We start from the raw sequence: 21,099 nt of genomic DNA on the forward strand, positions 1-21,099 counted from the left end.
TAGAGAGTCGATGCGTTCGAAGTTGTTAAAAGTAAGTGCTTTACTACTTAGCTGTGCCCTTGTTGGGTGTGCAGCGAATTCGCCTGCGCCAGTTTCAAGCTTAAATAAAAAATACTCTTCGATTGATCGTGGCAGCTATCGCGGTAGTTACTACGAAGTGAAAAAAGGCGATACGCTTTATTTTATTGCTTATGTGACGAACAAAGACGTTAACGATTTAGTTAGTTATAACAAGCTCTCTGCTCCTTATACAATCCACCCAGGGCAGAAGCTTAAGTTGTGGCGCCCGAGCTACAGCGCACCAGCGTATGGTAAATCAACAGTGGCGGTTGCAGCAGTTGCTGCGCCTGTCGCGGCATCCACTACGTCATCGACAGCAAGTACCCCTAAAACTACGCCTAAAAAGAGTAAAAACTCTAAACCTGCGCCAACTCAAACTACGACTAAAGTGGTTAAAAAAGATCCACCAAAGAAGGTTGAACAATCCAAATCAAAGGAGTATGTTGGTTCTAAAGGTAAACAGAATGTTACACCGTCCACCAAACCAACAAGTGATAAAGTATCCAAATGGTTATGGCCAACTAAAGGGAGAGTAATCAAGAATTTCTCTGTAGGCGAACAAGGAAATAAAGGCATAGACATAGCAGGACAGCGAGGTCAGCCAATAGTATCTACTGCAGGGGGAACGGTTGTTTATTCGGGTAATGCATTACGAGGCTACGGCAATCTAGTGATTGTGAAGCATAATGATAATTACTTAAGTGCATACGCGCATAACGACCGACTATTAGTATCTGAAGGGCAAAGTGTGAAACCAGGGCAGAAGATTGCAACAATGGGAAGCTCTGGAGCCAGCAGTGTTAGGCTGCACTTTGAGATTCGTTACCAAGGTAAGTCCGTTAATCCAAAACGATATTTGCCTTAAATACAATATGCAAATAATACATATTGTATGGAGTGACATAGTCATTTAGCGACATATAAAGTTGTGATGTCATGCTAATTTCGCCAGGGGGAGGCGTTATGAGTATAAGCAATGCAGTAACCAAAGAAGAGTTCGATCTTGACCAAGCAACCACGGAACCGGAAGCTCTTGGAAAAGCAAAACGAACAGTCACTAAGAAAACCGAAGCGAAAGAAGAAGTTGAAGTTACGTCTAAAAGTTTAGATGCCACTCAACTCTACTTAGGCGAAATTGGTTTCTCACCACTACTAACCGCTGAAGAAGAAGTGCTATATGCACGTCGAGCTCTACGCGGTGATGAAGCAGCACGTAAACGCATGATCGAAAGTAACCTGCGTTTAGTGGTAAAAATTTCACGTCGTTATAGCAACCGCGGCCTTGCACTTCTCGATCTAATCGAAGAAGGCAACCTAGGTTTGATTCGCGCCGTAGAGAAGTTTGATCCAGAGCGTGGCTTCCGCTTCTCAACTTACGCGACATGGTGGATTCGTCAAACCATTGAACGTGCGTTAATGAATCAGACTCGCACTATCCGTTTGCCAATCCATGTTGTGAAAGAGCTGAACATCTACCTACGTACTGCAAGAGAGCTATCACAAAAGCTTGACCATGAACCAACGGCAGAAGAAATTGCTTCTAAGTTAGATAAGCCGGTTGGTGATGTGAGCAAGATGCTTCGTCTAAACGAAAGAGTGAGCTCTGTTGATACGCCAATTGGTGGTGACGGTGAGAAAGCGCTGTTGGATATTATTCCAGACATCAATAATTCAGATCCTGAGGTTTCAACTCAAGATAGCGATATCAAGAACTCGTTGATTTTCTGGCTTGATGAGCTGAATCCTAAGCAGAAAGAGGTGCTTGCGCGTCGCTTTGGACTACTGGGTTATGAACCGTCAACATTAGAAGAAGTGGGCCGCGAAATCAGCCTGACTCGTGAACGTGTTCGTCAAATCCAAGTTGAAGGTCTTCGCCGTCTACGTGAGATTCTTATCAAGCAAGGTCTGAATATGGAAAACCTGTTCAACGTAGAAAACGACTAATTGAACGGATGATGCTTCTCTAAATAGAAGACAAATAAAAACGCTGACTTTAAGTCAGCGTTTTTTTGTTTGTGGCTTTGGTATTTCATGCCGTCTAATCAAAATAGCAGTACGGCCATAACAAGCTACTTGGTAAGAAACTAAAGCAGCTTCTTCAAGCGGTAAAGTTCTTCTAATGCTTGGCGAGGAGTTAGATCATCAGGATCAACATTCGCTAGCGCTTGCTCTACTTCACTCGGTTCTGGGATCAGGCTCAGTTGGTTTGCGATATCGACACCGCTTGGCTTCGATGTTGGCGACTCCATACTTAACGCTTCTAACTGAGTCAGCTTCGCACGAGCATTCTTGATCACTGCTTTCGGTACGCCAGCTAAACCTGCAACCGCTAGACCATAAGATTTACTTGCAGCACCTTCTTGAACTGCGTGCATAAAGGCAATGCTATCACCATGCTCAACCGCATCTAAGTGTACGTTTGCTAAAGTTGGAAGTTGGTTAGGTAGTTCAGTTAGCTCAAAGTAGTGCGTTGCAAACAGTGTCATCGCATTGATTTGATTGGCTAGCCACTCTGCACTTGCCCAAGCCAGAGACAGGCCATCGTAAGTACTGGTACCACGACCGATTTCATCCATTAGCACAAGGCTGTTTGGTGTTGCATTGTGCAGGATATTTGCGGTTTCTGTCATCTCAACCATGAAGGTTGAACGGCCAGAAGCCAAATCATCGGATGCGCCAATACGCGTAAAGATACGGTCGATAGAGCCGATGGTTGCGCTTTCTGCAGGAACATAACAACCGATATGAGCCATCAATGCGATGAGTGCCGTTTGGCGCATGTAGGTCGATTTACCACCCATGTTGGGACCCGTGATGATCAGCATCTTACGTTGATCATTCAGGTCGATAGGGTTAGCAATGAAAGGTTCGTCCATCACTTGTTCAACAACAGGGTGACGACCGGCCTGAATTTGTACGCCAGCAGACTCTGTCATGGTTGGACGACAGTAATCAAGGGTATCTGCACGCTCAGCCAAGTTCTGTAGAACATCAAGCTGAGATACTGAAGAGGCGATATTTTGTAGGCGCTCTAGATACGGCAGTAGTAAGTCAAACAACTCTTCCCACAGCTGTTTCTCGATAGCGAGTGCTTTCGACTTAGAGTTAAGTACTTTGTCTTCGTGCTCTTTTAGCTCAGGAATGATGTAACGCTCAGCATTTTTCAGCGTTTGACGACGAACATAGTGTGGCGGCACAAGATGGCTTTGCCCACGGCTTACTTGAATGAAGAAACCATGTACATTGTTGTAGCCAACTTTTAGCGTGTCGATGCCATGACGTTCACGCTCTTCTTGCTCAAGCTTATCAAGAAATTCAGTTGCGCCTGCTGCAAGGTCGCGCCATTCGTCTAACTCGGCATTGTAGCCTTCTGCAATCACACCACCGTCACGGATAACCACCGGTGGGTTCTCTTTGATTGCACGTTCAAGCAGCTCAGAAACCTCATCCACAGGAGAAGCATATTGAGCAAGTTGAGTTAGGTATGGGTGCTTCAGTTGCGTCAGTGTTTCAGCAAGCTCTGGCAAATATTCCATTGCTTGGCGAAGACGCGCCATATCGCGAGGGCGAGCAGAGCGAAGTGCTAATCGAGCGAGAATACGTTCGATATCACCAATCTGTTTTAAGGTTGGCTGTAGTTCTGTGAATAGAGCCAAATCTTTCATTTCACCAATTGCATCTAAGCGCTGATCGAGTGCAGATATATTGCGCATTGGTTGATGTAACCAACGCTTAAGCATACGGCTACCCATTGCTGTCGCAGTGTGATCAAGTACTTCGGCAAGGGTGTTATCAGTACCACCCCCAAGATTTTGCGTGATCTCCAAATTACGACGAGTTGCAGCATCAAGGATCACCGAGTGATCTTGTTTATCCATCGTGAGTGAACGGATATGAGGGAGGGCAGTACGTTGGGTATCTTTCACGTATTGGATCAAACAACCAGCCGCACATAGACCCAGTTTCGCGCTTTCTACGCCAAAGCCAACCAGATCGCGAGTACCAAACTGCTTATTCAATTGCTGCTTAGCGGTGTCTAATTCAAATTCCCATACAGGGCGGCGGCGGTTGCCATTACGGCTTGCCATTAAATCGACGGGTTCGAAATCTTCAGGGAACAGCAGCTCACGCGGAGAGGTTCTTTGTAGCTCAGCGGCCATCGCTTCTTCTGTTTCTGGCTCGCAAAGTTGGAATCGGCCAGAGGTAATATCAAGTGTCGCATAACCGAATTTACCGTTGTGGTGATAAATGGCTGCAATTAGGTTATCAACGCGTTCAGAAAGCAAGGCTTCGTCGGTTACGGTACCCGGTGTCACGATACGCACTACTGCGCGCTCAACAGGGCCTTTTGAAAGTGCTGGATTACCAATCTGTTCACAAATTGCTACGGACTCACCAAGTTGCACTAACTTTGCAAGGTATCCTTCAACCGCATGGTATGGAACACCTGCCATCGGAATCGGTTCACCATTTGATGAGCCACGCTTAGTCAGTGAAATATCGAGGAGTTGAGAGGCTTTTTTAGCGTCATCGTAGAAAAGCTCGTAGAAATCGCCCATGCGGTAGAACAGCAGAATTTCTGGGTTTTCTGCTTTCAGTTTTAGATACTGCTGCATCATGGGAGTATGTTTTTGATCGGCTTTCACAGTTAACTTCTTTCGTTTATTTCTATTGCGGCTTAGGATACGTGAAAGCGTTTCGTGCGAAAAGCGGCTGATGCGAAAAGATGCGAATCCAAATGATATGACAGTAAATAAAGGGAAGCAGATGATGCAGATGACTCAAGACCTTAGTGAGCAGCTTGGACATTTACTCGCTAAACACAAACACGTGTTAGTGACGGCTGAATCTTGCACTGGCGGAGGTGTCGCGAGTGCAGTCACCGATATTGCGGGCAGCTCTGGATGGTTTGATCGCGCTTTTGTTACGTACAGCAATGAAGCCAAACAAGAGATGATCGGTGTACAGCTTAAAACCTTAATGGAGTTCGGCGCCGTGAGTGAGCCTGTCGTAATAGAAATGGCGAGCGGGGCATTGCAACATTCAAACGGGACGATCTCTGTATCAATCAGTGGCATCGCTGGCCCAGGTGGCGCGACCGAAGATAAGCCTGTTGGTACAGTATGCTTCGCGTGGAAAGCGCTAAATGGCTGGGATAAAGTAGAAACGCATGTATTTACAGGCGACAGATCACAAGTACGCCAACAAGCCACGCACCATGCCCTGCAAGTTATTTATGATTACCTATCAATGGAAGGTAAGTAACATTTGTACAAATTATTTTCACACAGGTATAGACACTGTATGAATCAACAGTATAATGAAAGCCAATTAGTCACCCCTATGTGGGTTAGAAATAGATTCTAGATCGCTTGTTGAGACAACCGATTATGTGGAGATAGAAATGGACGAGAATAAACAAAAAGCGTTAGCCGCAGCCCTTGGTCAGATTGAAAAGCAATTTGGTAAAGGTTCTATCATGCGTCTTGGTGATAACCGCACAATGGACGTAGAAACTATTTCTACAGGTTCTCTATCTCTAGATATCGCACTAGGTGCTGGTGGCCTACCGATGGGACGTATCGTAGAAGTTTACGGTCCAGAATCATCAGGTAAAACAACGCTAACGCTTGAGCTTATTGCTGCAGCACAGAAAGTGGGAAAGACGTGTGCATTCGTTGATGCGGAGCACGCACTTGACCCTATCTACGCTCAAAAGCTTGGTGTTGATATCGATGCACTTCTTGTTTCTCAACCAGATACTGGTGAGCAAGCGCTGGAAATCTGTGATGCACTGGCTCGTTCAGGTGCAATCGACGTTCTTGTTATTGACTCAGTAGCAGCCCTAACACCAAAAGCAGAAATCGAAGGCGAAATGGGCGACAGCCACATGGGTCTTCAGGCTCGTATGCTTTCTCAAGCAATGCGTAAGCTGACGGGTAACCTTAAGCAGTCTAACTGTATGGCTATCTTCATTAACCAAATTCGTATGAAAATTGGTGTGATGTTCGGTAACCCAGAAACAACAACAGGTGGTAACGCACTTAAGTTCTACGCATCTGTTCGTCTTGATATTCGCCGTACTGGTGCGATTAAAGATGGTGATGAAGTTGTTGGTAACGAAACTCGTATCAAGGTCGTTAAGAACAAGATTGCTGCACCATTCAAACAAGCTGAGACTCAAATCCTTTACGGTAAAGGCTTCAACCGCGAAGGTGAGCTTATCGACTTAGGTGTTAAGAATAAGCTAGTAGAAAAAGCAGGCGCTTGGTACAGCTACAAAGGCGATAAGATCGGCCAAGGTAAAGCTAACGCTGGTAAATACCTACGTGAAAACCCAGAAGTTGCTCTAGAGATCGATACTAAACTTCGTGAGTTACTACTGACTCCTGCTGTTCTTGAAGAGAAAGACGTAGAGAAAGAAGAAGAAAACGAAGAGCTATAAGCTCACGTTTTATAGAGTGGATGTTTGAAAGAAGCATCCGCTTTGAAAGAATTTAAAGCCTCGCATATTTTATGCGGGGCTTTTTTATTGGATCTGCTCCGTCGAGCATGTCTTTGGTCAAATCTCTCTCGTTGACTGAGTTTCTTCGGTACTAGGTCGTCAATTTAGTTCTGCTTTTCCACGGCAAGATATAGTGGAATATTCTTCATTTTATCGAATTCCCACTAAAATCCTGCCCAAGGGTGTCTTTTCTACAAGAAAACTAGTCGAAGCCTTAACCATGATCTACAATACGGCAAAATTCTAACTCGACTATTTTCAGGAAGAGCTGCATGTACATGAGCACTGATGAGGTTCGCAACGCGTTCCTTAAGTTCTTTGAGAGCAAAGAACACCAAATCGTAGACAGTTCATCGTTAGTTCCACATAACGATCCAACCCTGCTATTCACTAACGCAGGTATGAACCAATTCAAAGATTGCTTCTTAGGCGCCGAAAAGCGTGCCTACACTCGAGCAACTACGGCTCAGCGTTGTGTACGTGCGGGGGGTAAACACAATGACCTTGAAAACGTAGGTTTCACGGCTCGTCACCACACGTTCTTCGAAATGCTAGGCAACTTCAGCTTTGGCGACTACTTCAAAGAAGAAGCGATTGGATTTGCTTGGGAATTCCTGACTGAAACTCTTCAACTGCCAAAAGATCGTCTACTGGTAACGGTATACGAGACAGATGATGAAGCATTCGATATCTGGAACAAGAAAGTAGGTGTTCCTGCTGACCGTATCGTTCGCATTGGCGACAAAGAAGGCGGTAAACAGTTCGAGTCTGATAACTTCTGGACGATGGGTGACACAGGTCCTTGTGGTCCATGTACTGAAATCTTCTACGATCACGGTGAGCACATCTGGGGCGGCCGTCCTGGTACACCTGAAGAAGATGGTGACCGTTTCATCGAGATCTGGAACAACGTATTCATGCAGTTCAACCGTCACGCTGACGGCACAATGGAACCGCTACCTAAGCCTGCTGTAGATACAGGTATGGGTATTGAGCGTATTTCTGCAATCATGCAGGGCGTTCACTCTAACTACGAAATTGATGTATTCCAAAAGCTAATCAAAGCGACTGCGGAAGTTGTTGGTCATGACGATCTATCTAACCAATCGCTACGCGTTATTGCTGACCACATCCGTTCTTGTTCATTCCTAATTGCTGACGGTGTTATGCCTTCAAACGAAGGTCGTGGCTACGTTCTACGTCGTATCATCCGTCGTGCAGTTCGTCACGGTAACAAGCTTGGCGCACAAGGCGTGTTCTTCCACAAACTTGTGGGCGTACTGGCTGAAGTGATGGGCTCTGCGGCAGATGAACTTAAGAAACAGCAAGAGCTGGTTGAAAAAGTACTTCGCATTGAGGAAGAGAACTTTGGTCGTACGCTAGAGCGCGGCATGGTTATTCTTAATGACGCACTAGATGCACTTGAAGGCAAAGAGCTTGACGGCGAAACAGTTTTCAAACTTTACGATACATACGGCTTCCCAGCTGACCTTACTAACGATGTAGCTCGCGAACGCGATTTTACTATCGATGAAGAAGGCTTTGAGAAGGCGATGGAAGCACAGCGTAAGCGTGCACGTGAAGCAGGCCAATTCGGCACGGATTACAACGCGACAATCAAAGTAGACACCAACACTGAGTTCTGTGGTTACACAGCAACTGAAGGTGCTGGTGAAATCTCTGCGCTATTCGTTGACGGCGAAGAAGTATCTTCACTATCGGCTGGCGACAAAGCAATCATCATCCTTGAAGAGACACCATTCTACGCTGAGTCAGGCGGTCAATGTGGTGATGCTGGTACACTAAAAACAGCGTCGGGTCTTTTCAAAGTACAAGACACTCAGAAGCTAGGTAACGCATTTGCGCACCACGGTGAGCTAGTTGAAGGTGTATTTGCTAAGGGCGATAAAGTAGAAGCAACGGTTGACGCTGAGCGTCGAGCTGCTATCTCACTAAACCACTCTGCCACTCACTTACTTCACTCTGCATTGCGCGAAGTGCTAGGTGAGCACGTTGCTCAGAAAGGTTCTTTAGTTAAGCCAGACAACCTACGTTTTGACTTCTCTAACCTTGAAGCGGTAACACCAGCACAGATTAAAGAAGTAGAGCGTCTAGTTAACGCACAAGTTCGTAAGAACCATGTGATTGAAACGAACATCATGGACATCGAGTCAGCGAAAGAAAAAGGTGCAATGGCACTGTTTGGCGAGAAGTACGATGATGAAGTTCGCGTTCTATCTATGGGCGACTTCTCTACTGAACTTTGTGGTGGTATCCACGCTTCAAACACAGGTGATATCGGCCTATTCAAGATCACTTCTGAAGGTGGTATTGCTGCGGGTATTCGTCGTATTGAAGCGGTAACAGGTGAAGCTGCACTAGATGCAGTAGAAGCTCAAGCTAACGCTTACGAAGAGAAACTGGCTGAGTCAGCTAAGAAAGCGAAATTGCTAGAGAAAGAAATCCAACTGCTTAAAGAAAAGATGGCTGCTGCAGAAAGCGCAAACATCATGGGCAAAGTAGAAGACATCTCTGGTACTAAAGTTTTGGTTGCTGCAATTGAAGGCGCAGACAACAAGAACCTACGTACTATGGTTGATAACGCTAAAAACCAAGTAGGTAGCGGCATTATCCTGATCGCGAACGTAGCAGACGGTAAAGTTGGCTTGATTGCTGGTGTAACCAAAGACCTAATCGGCAAAGTAAAAGCGGGTGATCTCGTCAAGATGGTTGCTGAGCAAGTTGGCGGTAAAGGCGGCGGTCGTCCAGATATGGCTCAAGCGGGCGGTACAGACGTTGCAGCACTGCCAGAAGCGCTTAAATCTGTGCGTACTTGGCTAGAAGAGCGTCTTTAAGCTTAAGTAATTGATACAAAGATGCCCAATCAGTTGATTGGGCATCTTTTATTTTGCCTATTGGAAGTGTGTTTAAACAAGGTTTGATTGAGATTAACCAAGAAGTCTAATGGTGGCGTTAGACTCCTTGGTTAATTTTTTATTGCTTCGCCCTGACGCGGAGTATGTGTTTTTTTGTCATATATAGACATTGGTCTTGGGAAGGTGAGGACGGGTGAAAATGCCTCTTATCGTGCAGAAATTTGGTGGGACGTCGGTGGGTTCAATTGAACGAATCCATCATGTAGCAGAAAAAATCATTGAAGCGAAAAATGAAGGGAACCAGATCGTGGTTGTCGTTTCTGCTATGTCTGGTGAAACAAATCGGTTAGTTAATTTAGCCACGCAAGTTGATAGCGTACCAAACGCTAGAGAACTGGATGTGTTGTTAACGGCTGGCGAGCAAGTTTCCATGGCCTTGTTAGCAATGACGTTACACAAGTTAGGTTATGAAGCGACATCGATGACTGGCTATCAAGCCAAGATACACACGGATTCTAATCATAATAATGCAGCGATTGAGCGTATTGATACTGCTCCGATTCAAGCTCTGCTAGATGACAACCAGATTGTTATTGTTGCAGGCTTTCAAGGATTCAATGCGAAAGGTGATATCACGACATTAGGCCGCGGTGGTTCAGATACTACAGCGGTCGCGCTTGCAGGTGCCTTGCAGGCGAAAGAATGCCAGATCTATACTGATGTAGATGGTGTTTACTCTTGTGACCCTAGAGTCGTAAAACAATCTCAGAAATTAGATACTTTAGACTTTCCTTCTATGGAAGAGATGGCTCGCCGAGGCGCTAAGGTATTGCACCTTCCTTGTGTTCAGTATGCATGGCAGCACAACGTGCCATTGCGAGTGCTTTCAAGCTTTGAACAAGGCGAGGGCACATTGATCGCGGGTAATCAGTGTTTGAATGATATTGCTGGCATCGCCATCCAAAGAGATATGGTGCGTATCGAGTGTTTGAATGAAGATTTACCGTCTTTCATTTCACATTGCCAACTGTTGGGGATCGAAGTCTGTAGTGTGATCGAGGAAACAGAACGGGCAGCACTCATTATTAAACAAGACATAAGTGCCAAATTAAAACTAGTTTTTGCTGAGAAAATCCGTAATAGTGAACAGGTTAGTTTGTTAACTGTGGTAGGAAGCCGAACACAAGAAATTGTGGTCAGTTCACATGGATTGTTGTCTGAAGGCGAAATTGATGTACAGCATCACTTATTGCAGCAGCAGTCTTTAACTTTGGTGATATCACCAACGCAAGTCGATATGGCTGCTAACATATTACACAATGCATACATCGTAGCGCGTGAAACACAGGGTTATCCTAAAAAAGAAGTGCATTTTGGTTAAATAAACTCAATCGATAGTTTACGAAAATATAACTTTTGTTGGATAATGCTCTCGTAGCTAGATAAATTTAGAGATTACTCAAGGAGCAAAGAATGCTAATTTTGACTCGCCGCGTTGGCGAAACACTGATGATTGGTGATGAAGTAACAGTTACTGTACTAGGTGTTAAAGGTAACCAAGTACGTATCGGTGTTAACGCACCTAAAGAAGTATCTGTTCACCGTGAAGAGATCTACATGCGCATTCAAGCTGAAAAAGGTAATGGTAACGTTGCAGCTGGCAACTACTAATACTTTTGCGTAGAGAAGAGGCTAGCATTGTTGCTAGCCTTTTTTGATCTTGGGGAACCGAAACACTGATTGGGACATAGATGGGTTGGATAACGGATCGGTCTCAAAGTGGTGAAGTGAATGCTTTGTGATGCTGCGAGATACAGACAAGATTGAACAGAACTGTTGCTCTGTATTTTGTTTGGCAAAACTCAAGATTTATTCGCTTCCCCTATGGCGAAAATACGCATCCCGTAGTATTGTGCCATCAGCGGTAGCACTTGCTGCTGGAGAAATTAGATAATTGTTTTCGGCTGTTTATTATTGCCAATCTTTCACCTTAATTTTTAAGGGAAAAAGCGCGATTTGAATCTTATAAGTTCAATTTGCAAGCGCTTTGATTAAATAGCAAACGGTTGAGTGTTTTTGTCCAATTTTTTTCAATAAAGTGTTTGACATATTTTCGGTAAAACGTAATATGTGCCTCCGCAAGACGGTGAGGTGGCCGAGAGGCCGAAGGCGCTCCCCTGCTAAGGGAGTATGTGGTTTGTAGCTGCATCGAGGGTTCGAATCCCTCCCTCACCGCCATTTCTTGCGAGTCTAAAATTAGCAATTTAGACAATGTAAATGTGCGTCCTTAGCTCAGCTGGATAGAGTACCTGGCTACGAACCAGGCGGTCGGAGGTTCGAATCCTCCAGGACGCGCCATTCTCTCTTCTCTTACTTGTAAGTGATTTGAGAATAATGAATTAGGTGAGGTGGCCGAGTGGCCGAAGGCGCTCCCCTGCTAAGGGAGTATGTGGTTTGTAGCTGCATCGAGGGTTCGAATCCCTCCCTCACCGCCATTCATTACAGGCCGATGGCCTTTTTTTTTCTTCGTAGCAAGAAGAATGTGATATATTTCACAACTTCATTCTTAATGAATGAACACCGTGCGTCCTTAGCTCAGCTGGATAGAGTACCTGGCTACGAACCAGGCGGTCGGAGGTTCGAATCCTCCAGGACGCGCCACTATTTAAGGGTTTATTTCTTTTAAGAATGAAAGTCCTTGTATTGACTAAGTTGATACTAAAACCGTGCGCTCTTAGCTCAGCTGGATAGAGTACCTGGCTACGAACCAGGCGGTCGGAGGTTCGAATCCTCCAGAGCGCGCCACTATTTAGGGTTTAGTTCTTATAAGAATGTGAATCCTGATATTGATAAATCGTTCGTCGAGAATTAATATCAAAAACCGTGCGTCCTTAGCTCAGCTGGATAGAGTACCTGGCTACGAACCAGGCGGTCGGAGGTTCGAATCCTCCAGGACGCGCCACTATTTAGGGCTTCTTTCTTATAAGAACAGAAATCCTTGTATTGAGTTGTTGTTGTTTACAACGAATTGATACTAAAACCGTGCGCTCTTAGCTCAGCTGGATAGAGTACCTGGCTACGAACCAGGCGGTCGGAGGTTCGAATCCTCCAGAGCGCGCCACTATTTAGGGTTTCTTTTATGAACCCCTGATATTGGGAATACCGATATCGAAAACTGCGCGTCCTTAGCTCAGCTGGATAGAGTACCTGGCTACGAACCAGGCGGTCGGAGGTTCGAATCCTCCAGGACGCGCCACTCTTTAGGGTTTCCTTGTGAACTCCTGATATTGGAAATACTGATATCGAAAACCGTGCGTCCTTAGCTCAGCTGGATAGAGTACCTGGCTACGAACCAGGCGGTCGGAGGTTCGAATCCTCCAGGACGCGCCACTATTTAGGGCTTTTTTCTTATAAGAATGAAATCCTTATATTGATCTGTTGTTAGTAACAATGAATTGATATTAAAACCGTGCGCTCTTAGCTCAGCTGGATAGAGTACCTGGCTACGAACCAGGCGGTCGGAGGTTCGAATCCTCCAGAGCGCGCCACATTATTAGAAAAAGCCTCGTTTATACGAGGCTTTTTTTATGCTTGCTGTAAAATTGTTGCGACAATGTTAAATTTGTTCGTTGTTTAACTTGTTGTATTTAAAGTAGTTCTTGATTGCTTCTTTGTTATTCCACCTTTCTCATATCAATTCCCAGAAAAGCCCCGTTTAAGTCACAGTTTAAATATCTAAAAATGACGTATTTGACAGATTTATGTGATCTGATAGGCGAATAATTAACCTTATGTGTGCGTTATCCGTAACAGAACCTTAAACAAAATTGACAAACTTTTACCAATCGAGATAATCCATGGGTCGGGATCACTATTCGCTGAAATCCTGTACGTATGTCAGGATGACGAAGAAAGGAAGCAACATGACTAATATTGGAAGCCTGCTAGGAGATGCGGCGACTCTAATGATAACGGGGATGTCCGTTGTCTTTATTTTCCTAACTATTCTAGTTTACCTCGTTCGGTTGATGTCAAAACTGGTACCAGAAGAAGTACCAGAGCCGATCGCAGCACCTAAAAAAATTCAAAAATCACAATCAAACCCTTCAGCTGTTAGCCCACAGGTAGTGGCAGCAATTTCGGCCGCGGTTCATCAATACCGTGCGTCTACTGCTAAGTAGCATTTAAAGGATTAAAAAGGAGTTTATGAGCATGTCTAAACCACTAGCTATAACAGATGTGGTACTTCGTGACGCGCACCAGTCACTATTTGCTACTCGTATGCGTATCGAAGATATGCTGCCAATTGCGGCAGAACTGGATAAAGTCGGTTACTGGTCACTTGAGACTTGGGGCGGCGCGACGTTTGATTCGTGTATCCGTTTTCTTGGCGAGGATCCATGGGAGCGTTTGCGTGAGCTGAAAAAAGCGATGCCAAACACACCAATGCAGATGCTACTGCGTGGTCAAAACCTATTGGGCTACCGTCACTACGCGGATGATGTAGTAGAAAAATTTGTTGAACGTGCCCATAAAAACGGCATGGACGTATTCCGTATCTTTGATGCGATGAATGACGTGCGTAACTTTGAAAAAGCAGTGAAAGCAACGATCGACGTTGGTGGCCACGCTCAAGGTACGTTGTCTTACACAACCAGTCCGGTCCACAATTCAGATACTTGGGTTGATTTGGCTAAGCGCCTAGAGGACCTAGGTTGTCACTCACTATGTATCAAAGATATGTCAGGTTTATTAAAGCCGTATGAAGCAGAAGAGCTGATTACACGTATCAAAGCATCGTGTGACGTTCCTCTAGCACTGCATAGCCACGCGACAACTGGTCTATCGACTGCAACAGCGGTTAAAGCCGTTGAAGCGGGTATCGACATTCTAGATACCGCTATTTCTTCAATGAGCTGTACTTACGGTCATACGCCAACCGAAACGGTTGTTGCGATGTTAGAAGGTACAGAGCGCGACACGAATCTTAAACTAGACCAAATCGAACCCATCGCGGCTTACTTCCGTGATGTACGTAAAAAGTACGCGAAATGGGAAGGTCAGCTAAAAGGTGTCGATTCTCGCATCTTAATCGCTCAAGTTCCTGGCGGAATGTTAACTAACATGGAAGGCCAGCTTAAAGAGCAAGGCGCCGCCGATCGCATGGATGAAGTTCTAGAAGAGATCCCACGCGTACGTAAAGAGCTTGGTTACATTCCTTTAGTAACACCAACTTCTCAGATTGTCGGTACTCAAGCGGTTATTAACGTCTTAACGGGCGAACGCTATAAGAGCATCACGAAAGAGACTGCTGGTCTACTGAAAGGTGAATACGGTCAAGCTCCTGCTGAAGTGGATGCTGAACTGCAAGCGAAAGTTCTAGACGGTGCAGAGCCGATTACTTGTCGTCCTGCTGATTTACTTAAGTCTGAAATGGATACGTTAACGACGGATCTGTTAGAGAAAGCGAAATCAGAGGGTATCTCTCTAGCTGAAGATACGGTTGATGATGTACTGACTTACGCGCTCTTCCCACAAGTGGGTCTTAAGTTCCTTAAGAACCGTCGTAATCCTGAAGCATTTGAACCTGCACCAACGCTAGACGTTGCGGCTCCAGTTGCTGCAGCTCCTGTACAAGCTTCTGGTGGTATTGAAAGCTACAGCGTGAAGGTTGATGGTCAAGTTTACGATGTTGAAGTTGGCCCACAAGGTGAACTGACATCGGTGGCGTCATCTGCAAAACCTGCTCAGGCTGCACCAGTAGCAGCGTCTGACGCTGAAGCGGTTCCAGCTCCATTGGCGGGTAACATCTTTAAAGTAAACGTTCAGGCGGGTACTGAGGTTTCTGAAGGCGACGTTCTACTAATCCTAGAAGCGATGAAGATGGAAACGGAAGTTCGTGCTGCTCGTGGTGGTATCGTTCAAGAATTGAATGTTAAAGAAGGCGATGCAGTTACTGTAGGCGCTCCACTACTAAGCTTAGCGTAAGGGAGTACCATGGAAGGATTGATGACCTTATGGTCTGAAACAGGGATTGCGAACTTTGAGTTCGGCCAGATCTGTATGATGCTGGTTGGTTGCTTACTGTTGTTTTTGGCAATTCGTAAAGGATTTGAACCGTTACTTCTACTGCCTATTGGTTTTGGTGCTGTATTAGCAAACATTCCAAATGCTGGGTTTACTGATCCAGGTGGTTTGCTCTACTACGTCTACTACATTGGTATTGAGACAGGTATTTTCCCACTGCTGATCTTTATGGGTGTTGGTGCGATGACGGACTTCGGTGCGTTGATTGCGAACCCTAAAACGTTGTGGCTAGGGGCTGCGGCTCAGTTTGGTATCTTCGCGACGCTATTTGGCGCGATCTTGCTGAACTACGTTCCAGGAATGGAGTTCTCGATGGCCGATGCTTCGTCAATTGCGATCATTGGTGGTGCCGATGGCCCAACTGCGATCTTCTTGGCGAGTAAGTTATCTCCGGATCTTTTAGGTGCCATTGCAGTAGCGGCTTATAGCTACATGGCTTTGGTTCCGATCATTCAGCCACCAATCATGAAAGCGTTAACGTCTCCTGAAGAGCGCAAAATTAAGATGGCTCAACTTCGTCACGTTAGCAAAGCCGAGAAGATTCTTTTCCCGCTTGCTGTACTACTGATGACGATTTTGTTCCTACCTTCAGCAACACCTCTAGTTGGTATGTTCTGTTTGGGTAACTTAATGCGTGAAGCGGGTGTGGTTGATCGCCTTTCAAAAACAGCTCAAAACGAACTGATTAACGTTGTAACTATTTTCCTAGGTCTAGGGGTTGGTTCTAAGCTTCAAGCGGATAAGTTCTTGAACTTAGAAACATTGGGTATTCTAGGTTTAGGTGCGGTCGCGTTCAGTATCGGTACGGCGGGTGGTGTATTGATGGCTAAGGTGTTGAACCGATTCTCGAAAGAGGACATCAACCCACTGATTGGCGCAGCTGGCGTATCAGCGGTTCCAATGGCGGCACGTGTTGTGAACAAGGTTGGTCTTGAGGCAAACCCTCAGAACTTCTTGTTGATGCATGCAATGGGCCCGAACGTAGCCGGTGTACTTGGTAGTGCGGTTGCGGCGGGTATTCTATTAGCTCTCGTGGGCTAGTGGATTTGCTGGGTCATGTATCGTTACGTTAATTGGTCGTCAATTTACGAATGAGCGGTTAACTTAGCCTTATTAAATGGTTTATAGTCAAAGGGATGCTTTCGCATCCCTTTCTTTTTATTAATTAGGGTGCTTGCTCACTAGGGCTTTTATCAATCAAGGAAATGTGGAAATGGAAAATAAACAGATTGCGATTACTCAATTCGGCGGCGTCGAAAATCTAAGTATTCAAACCAGTGCGATCCCTGAGCCTAAGGCTGGAGAAGTGGTGGTTAAAGTTTCCTTTTCAGGCATTAATCCGATTGATGTCAAAACCCGAGCGGGCCTTGGTTGGGCGGCAGCACAAAACAAAGATAACCTACCTTGGGTACCTGGCTACGATATTTCAGGGCAAATTGTCTCGCTAGGCGAACAGGCTGAACGCTTTACTGTTGGTGATAACGTAGCTGGCTTTATTGGTTTTCCACTGCAAGGTGGCGGTTACAGCCAATATGTGTGTGTTCCAGAAGCTGCATTAAGTATGGTTCCTGATTCTGTCACTCTAGAAGCGGCAGCTGCATTACCACTCGCGAGTCAAACAGCGGCACAAGCGCTCAACAAAGCCGAAGTGAAAGAAGGCGACCGCGTGCTTATCTTGGCGGGCGCGGGCGGCGTTGGTCACCTTGCGGTTCAAATTGCAGTGGCAGCAAAAGCAGAGGTTTACACAACCTGCAGCGAAGCCAACCTTGATTACCTTGCGACGCTAGGTGCTCACGCGATTAACTATAAGTTTGCACCAGCATCAGAAAGAGTATCTGATGTCGATGTGTTGATTGACTTGGTCGGCGGCGATACCGCGCTTGATGCATTGAAGTGCCTAAAAGATGACGCGCGAGTCGTGACTGTGCCGACTCTATCTGCAGAACTTATCTGCGAAAAAGCCACACTATTAGGTTTTACTGCATCAGGCATGCTGGTTGAACCAAGCCCTGAGCAAATGGACACTATGCTTTACATGGTCAGTGTCGGATTACTCAAAACAGAAATTCAAGGTATCTACCAATTAGACGAGGCGCAGTCGGCGCACCTGCAGGTTGAAACCGGACACACCAGAGGCAAGGTGCTACTTAAAATGCAAGAAAGTTGATAGGCAGTGTTAGAATTTTTTAACTCCCTTTTTGAAAATATCGCGCTGTGGTTCTCGGACTCGGCGCTGTGGGTACTCTTCATTAGTGGCTTCTTGAGTGCCACGTTACTCCCCGGTGGTTCAGAAGCTAGCCTTGTGGCTGCATTGAGCTTAGATCAGTTTTCAACCTCATCGATCATTCTAGTGGCGACATTAGGCAATACCTTAGGCGGCCTGACTAACTATTGGATTGGTTTGTGGTTGCCTAATCGAACTCAATCTGAAAAGCATGGTCATAAGGCTATGGCTTGGCTGAGTCGCTATGGCTACTGGACACTGTTATTTAGTTGGTTACCGATCATTGGTGACCCTTTGTGTCTCGCTGCGGGTTGGCTAAGAATGAAATTCATCCCTAGCGTTATTTTGATAGCGATTGGCAAAGCCGCTCGCTATAGCTTACTTGCTGCTATCTACTTCGGTTTTTTCTAAGGAGAACCTATGAAAAAGGTTTTACTTGGTACATTTTCTCTTATCGCCATTGCTGGCTGTTCTTACAATGTACCTAGCTCAACGCCCTTCTTTTCCTCGTTACCTGAAGGTGTCACTCTGTTAGAAGAGGTTAAGCCCTCTAAAGATAAAGTAGTGATTCCTTACACCAAGTATCAGCTTGAAAACGGTCTGACAGTTATTCTTTCCCCTGATGATTCCGATCCGTTGGTGCATGTTGATGTAACTTATCATGTCGGCTCAGCACGTGAAGAGATTGGCAAGTCGGGCTTTGCTCACTTCTTTGAGCACATGATGTTCCAGGGTTCTGAGAACGTTGGTGACCAACAGCACTTTAAGATCATTACCGAAGCGGGTGGTTCGTTAAACGGCACGACCAACCGTGACCGCACCAACTATTTTGAAACTGTTCCTTCTAACCAACTTGAGAAAATGTTGTGGTTAGAATCAGACCGAATGGGCTTCTTGTTGGATGCTGTTTCTCAGAAGAAATTTGAGGTTCAAAGAGGCACGGTCAAGAACGAGCGAGCGCAGAGCTACGAAAATCGTCCTTACGGCTTGATGTGGGAACGCATGGGCGAAGCGCTTTACCCTGAAGGTCACCCTTACTCTTGGCAACCAATCGGCTATGTTGAAGATCTTGACCGTGTTGACGTGAATGATCTTAAAGCGTTCTTCCTGCGTTGGTACGGCCCAAACAATGCCGTGTTAACGATTGGTGGTGATATCGACGTTGATGACACGCTAGAATGGGTTAACAAGTACTTTGGTTCAATTCCTCAAGGCCCTGAAGTGAAGGCGGCAGAGAAGCAACCTGCTGTTCTAACAGAAGATAAATACATCACCTTAGAAGACAATATTCGTCAGCCGATGGTGCTGGTGGGGTGGCCAACAACGTATCGCGGTGAAGAGACGCAAGCTTCACTGAATGCATTGTCTAACGTGTTAGGTTCAGGTACCAACAGTTACCTATATCAAAACCTCGTAAAAACGCAGAAGGCCGTCAGCGCTGGCTCTTTCCATGATTGTGCTGAGCTTGCTTGTACCATGTACGTGTATGCAATGGGCAACTCAGGTGAAAAAGGCGATTTGACGGTTCTCAATAAAGAGCTGATGGATACCCTGGAGCAATTCTCGAAAGAGGGCGTTGAGCAAGAGCGTTTAGACCAGATCACTGGCATGGCCGAAGCGAATGCTGTTTTTGCATTGCAAAGCGTTAAAGGTAAGGTGTCGCAACTCGCGTCGAACCAAACCTTCTATGGTCAGCCTGATCGCATTGAATCACAACTCGATCAAATCCGAGCGGTGACGCCTGAGAGCGTGAGCAAGGCATACCAAGATTTCATCGAAGGTAAGCACAAGGTTACCTTGAGTGTGGTTCCTAAGAAAAAGCTCGATTTGGCGGTTCGTGAAGCGACCTTTACCACGCCACCACGTACGTTGCCGGAATACAGCAAGGTGACGGAAGATCAACTGGATTTCAGAAAGGCACCGGATACCTTTGATCGCAGTGTGATGCCAGAAGTGAACTTTGGTGTTGAGGCGACCATGCCTGAGTTGTACCGCATGCACTTTGCAAATGGCACTGACTTAATTGGTACCGTGACCAGTGAAACTCCGACAGTACAGCTGCAAATTCAATTGCCTGCAGGCGAACGCTATGTTCGCAAAGGGCAAGAAGGCCTAGCGAACCTAACGGCTTCGATGATGGAAGAAGGCTCAACTAAACGAACCGTTGAAGAGTTACAAGCGACCTTAGATAAACTTGGTAGCAGCGTGAGCATTAGTGCGGGCAGCTACACCACAGATATTTCAGTCTCGACGCTAGAGAAAAACTTGCCTCAAACCTTAGCGATTGTGCAAGAGGTTCTATTCGATCCTAAGTTCGATGAGCAAGATTTTGAGCGCGTTAAGAAACAGATGCTAGAAGGCGTTGTGTATCAGCATCAGCAGCCAAGCTGGATGGCTTCTCAAGCAACCCGTGAAGTGCTGTTTGGTGACACTGTTTTTGCTCGTGCAAGTGATGGTACTAAGGAATCTCTATCGAAATTGACCTTAGACGATGTGAAAAAATTCTATGCGCAACATTACACACCAGAAGGTGCCAATATTGTTGTTGTGGGAGACATCTCGAAGAAAGAGGTAGGGAAACAGCTACAATTCTTTGAAGAGTGGCAAGGCGATGCGGCACCATTAACGCGTCCACAGATCGTCAAAGAGCTTTCTGGTCAGCACCTGTACTTAGTCGATAAACCGGGTGCGCCGCAAAGCATTGTTCGCTTGGTTCGTAAAGGCCTGCCGTTTGATGCAACGGGTGAATTGTATTTGAGCCAGTTAGCTAACTTTAACTTAGCGGGCAACTTCAATAGCCGTATCAACCAGAACCTACGTGAAGACAAAGCCTACACTTACGGTGCAAGCGGTTACTTCGCAAGTACTCGTGAAACTGGCGCAGTGGTATTTAGCGCGCAGGTAAGGGCGAATGCGACGGTTCCATCGATTCAAGAGTTTATTAATGAGCTGAATGAGTTTAGCCAAAGTGGATTAACTGACGAAGAGGTGAAATTTATGCGCCTTGCCGTCGGTCAACAAGATGCACTTAAATACGAAACGCCAAGTCAAAAGGCGGGGTTGTTGAGTAATATTGTTGCATTGAGCCTTGATGAAGATTACCTACAACAGCGTAATCAGATAGTTGAAACGGTTTCAAAAGAGACCTTAAACGAGCTATCTAAGAAATGGTTTGACCCGAATGATTATCAAATAATCGTTGTTGGTGACGCGACTTCGCTTCGCCCGCAATTAGAAAAGTTAGATATTCCAATAGAAGAGCTTGAAATCATTCGTTAGAGTACACATTAAAGGGGGAGGGAAGAGACTCTACTTTTCTCCTCCAACCTAATTTATGATAGTTCTAA

At 45.7% G+C, this 21,099-nt stretch carries 14 protein-coding genes and 10 tRNA genes; 23 read left to right on the forward strand and 1 reads right to left on the reverse strand.

Going from position 1 to position 21,099, the window contains the following annotated elements:
• Nucleotides 1-10 precede the first annotated feature (10 nt).
• Both nlpD and rpoS read left to right on the forward strand, forming a co-directional pair.
• Nucleotides 11-925, forward strand: a complete 915-nt coding sequence (gene nlpD / locus AB4263_RS19210; protein WP_016790276.1) for a murein hydrolase activator NlpD — start codon at nucleotides 11-13, stop codon at nucleotides 923-925.
• Between the two features lie 98 nt (nucleotides 926-1,023).
• Nucleotides 1,024-2,004 carry an RNA polymerase sigma factor RpoS gene (rpoS, locus tag AB4263_RS19215; RefSeq protein WP_017059027.1) on the forward strand — a complete coding sequence of 327 codons (981 nt, stop codon included), beginning with the start codon at nucleotides 1,024-1,026 and terminating at the stop codon, nucleotides 2,002-2,004.
• 140 nt (nucleotides 2,005-2,144) lie between these two features.
• On the opposite strand, the gene mutS is transcribed toward rpoS, so the two are convergent.
• Nucleotides 2,145-4,706, reverse strand: coding sequence for a DNA mismatch repair protein MutS (gene mutS, locus AB4263_RS19220; RefSeq protein WP_017059026.1), 2,562 nt, complete (start codon nucleotides 4,704-4,706; stop codon nucleotides 2,145-2,147).
• A gap of 124 nt (nucleotides 4,707-4,830) precedes the next feature.
• Between mutS and pncC the strand changes: the two genes are divergently transcribed.
• From pncC to AB4263_RS19325, 21 genes are all read left to right on the forward strand, one after another.
• The gene (gene pncC, locus AB4263_RS19225) at nucleotides 4,831-5,325 is read left to right on the forward strand and encodes a nicotinamide-nucleotide amidase (protein WP_029235458.1); all 495 of its coding nucleotides are present in this window, start codon (nucleotides 4,831-4,833) and stop codon (nucleotides 5,323-5,325) included.
• A gap of 139 nt (nucleotides 5,326-5,464) precedes the next feature.
• Nucleotides 5,465-6,505 (forward strand): recombinase RecA, encoded by a 1,041-nt coding sequence (gene recA, locus AB4263_RS19230; RefSeq protein WP_017056586.1) that lies wholly within the window; start codon nucleotides 5,465-5,467, stop codon nucleotides 6,503-6,505.
• Between the two features lie 332 nt (nucleotides 6,506-6,837).
• Nucleotides 6,838-9,420, forward strand: coding sequence for an alanine--tRNA ligase (gene alaS / locus AB4263_RS19235; RefSeq protein WP_372098716.1), 2,583 nt, complete (start codon nucleotides 6,838-6,840; stop codon nucleotides 9,418-9,420).
• A gap of 220 nt (nucleotides 9,421-9,640) precedes the next feature.
• Nucleotides 9,641-10,822, forward strand: a complete 1,182-nt coding sequence (locus tag AB4263_RS19240; protein WP_081090215.1) for an aspartate kinase — start codon at nucleotides 9,641-9,643, stop codon at nucleotides 10,820-10,822.
• A 92-nt stretch (nucleotides 10,823-10,914) separates the two neighbouring features.
• Nucleotides 10,915-11,112 carry a carbon storage regulator CsrA gene (csrA, locus tag AB4263_RS19245; RefSeq protein WP_102451467.1) on the forward strand — a complete coding sequence of 66 codons (198 nt, stop codon included), beginning with the start codon at nucleotides 10,915-10,917 and terminating at the stop codon, nucleotides 11,110-11,112.
• Between the two features lie 474 nt (nucleotides 11,113-11,586).
• Nucleotides 11,587-11,679: transfer RNA gene (locus tag AB4263_RS19250), tRNA-Ser, on the forward strand.
• A gap of 43 nt (nucleotides 11,680-11,722) precedes the next feature.
• Nucleotides 11,723-11,799: transfer RNA gene (locus AB4263_RS19255), tRNA-Arg, on the forward strand.
• Nucleotides 11,800-11,843: 44 nt separating this feature from the next.
• Nucleotides 11,844-11,936 (forward strand) — tRNA-Ser (locus AB4263_RS19260).
• Between the two features lie 89 nt (nucleotides 11,937-12,025).
• Nucleotides 12,026-12,102, forward strand: a tRNA-Arg gene (locus tag AB4263_RS19265).
• A gap of 67 nt (nucleotides 12,103-12,169) precedes the next feature.
• A tRNA-Arg gene (locus tag AB4263_RS19270) sits at nucleotides 12,170-12,246 on the forward strand.
• An 80-nt stretch (nucleotides 12,247-12,326) separates the two neighbouring features.
• A tRNA-Arg gene (locus tag AB4263_RS19275) sits at nucleotides 12,327-12,403 on the forward strand.
• An 82-nt stretch (nucleotides 12,404-12,485) separates the two neighbouring features.
• Nucleotides 12,486-12,562 (forward strand) — tRNA-Arg (locus AB4263_RS19280).
• 58 nt (nucleotides 12,563-12,620) lie between these two features.
• Nucleotides 12,621-12,697, forward strand: a tRNA-Arg gene (locus AB4263_RS19285).
• Nucleotides 12,698-12,754: 57 nt separating this feature from the next.
• Nucleotides 12,755-12,831 (forward strand) — tRNA-Arg (locus AB4263_RS19290).
• A gap of 81 nt (nucleotides 12,832-12,912) precedes the next feature.
• Nucleotides 12,913-12,989 (forward strand) — tRNA-Arg (locus tag AB4263_RS19295).
• A gap of 375 nt (nucleotides 12,990-13,364) precedes the next feature.
• Nucleotides 13,365-13,622 (forward strand): oxaloacetate decarboxylase subunit gamma, encoded by a 258-nt coding sequence (locus AB4263_RS19300; RefSeq protein WP_004741884.1) that lies wholly within the window; start codon nucleotides 13,365-13,367, stop codon nucleotides 13,620-13,622.
• Between the two features lie 31 nt (nucleotides 13,623-13,653).
• Nucleotides 13,654-15,429 (forward strand): sodium-extruding oxaloacetate decarboxylase subunit alpha, encoded by a 1,776-nt coding sequence (gene oadA, locus AB4263_RS19305; protein ID WP_372098717.1) that lies wholly within the window; start codon nucleotides 13,654-13,656, stop codon nucleotides 15,427-15,429.
• A 9-nt stretch (nucleotides 15,430-15,438) separates the two neighbouring features.
• The gene (locus AB4263_RS19310) at nucleotides 15,439-16,569 is read left to right on the forward strand and encodes a sodium ion-translocating decarboxylase subunit beta (RefSeq protein WP_029235759.1); all 1,131 of its coding nucleotides are present in this window, start codon (nucleotides 15,439-15,441) and stop codon (nucleotides 16,567-16,569) included.
• A gap of 172 nt (nucleotides 16,570-16,741) precedes the next feature.
• Entirely contained in the window at nucleotides 16,742-17,695 is a 954-nt protein-coding gene (locus AB4263_RS19315; RefSeq protein ID WP_102319878.1) for an NADP-dependent oxidoreductase, read from the forward strand.
• A 6-nt stretch (nucleotides 17,696-17,701) separates the two neighbouring features.
• On the forward strand, nucleotides 17,702-18,163 hold the full coding sequence (locus tag AB4263_RS19320) for a YqaA family protein (protein ID WP_017059555.1): 462 nt from the start codon (nucleotides 17,702-17,704) through the stop codon (nucleotides 18,161-18,163).
• 9 nt (nucleotides 18,164-18,172) lie between these two features.
• The gene (locus AB4263_RS19325) at nucleotides 18,173-21,031 is read left to right on the forward strand and encodes a pitrilysin family protein (protein WP_017063228.1); all 2,859 of its coding nucleotides are present in this window, start codon (nucleotides 18,173-18,175) and stop codon (nucleotides 21,029-21,031) included.
• Nucleotides 21,032-21,099 lie beyond the last annotated feature (68 nt).

The organism is Vibrio sp. 10N.261.55.C5, from assembly GCF_041470505.1.
Taxonomy (GTDB): Bacteria; Pseudomonadota; Gammaproteobacteria; order Enterobacterales; family Vibrionaceae; genus Vibrio; species Vibrio crassostreae_C.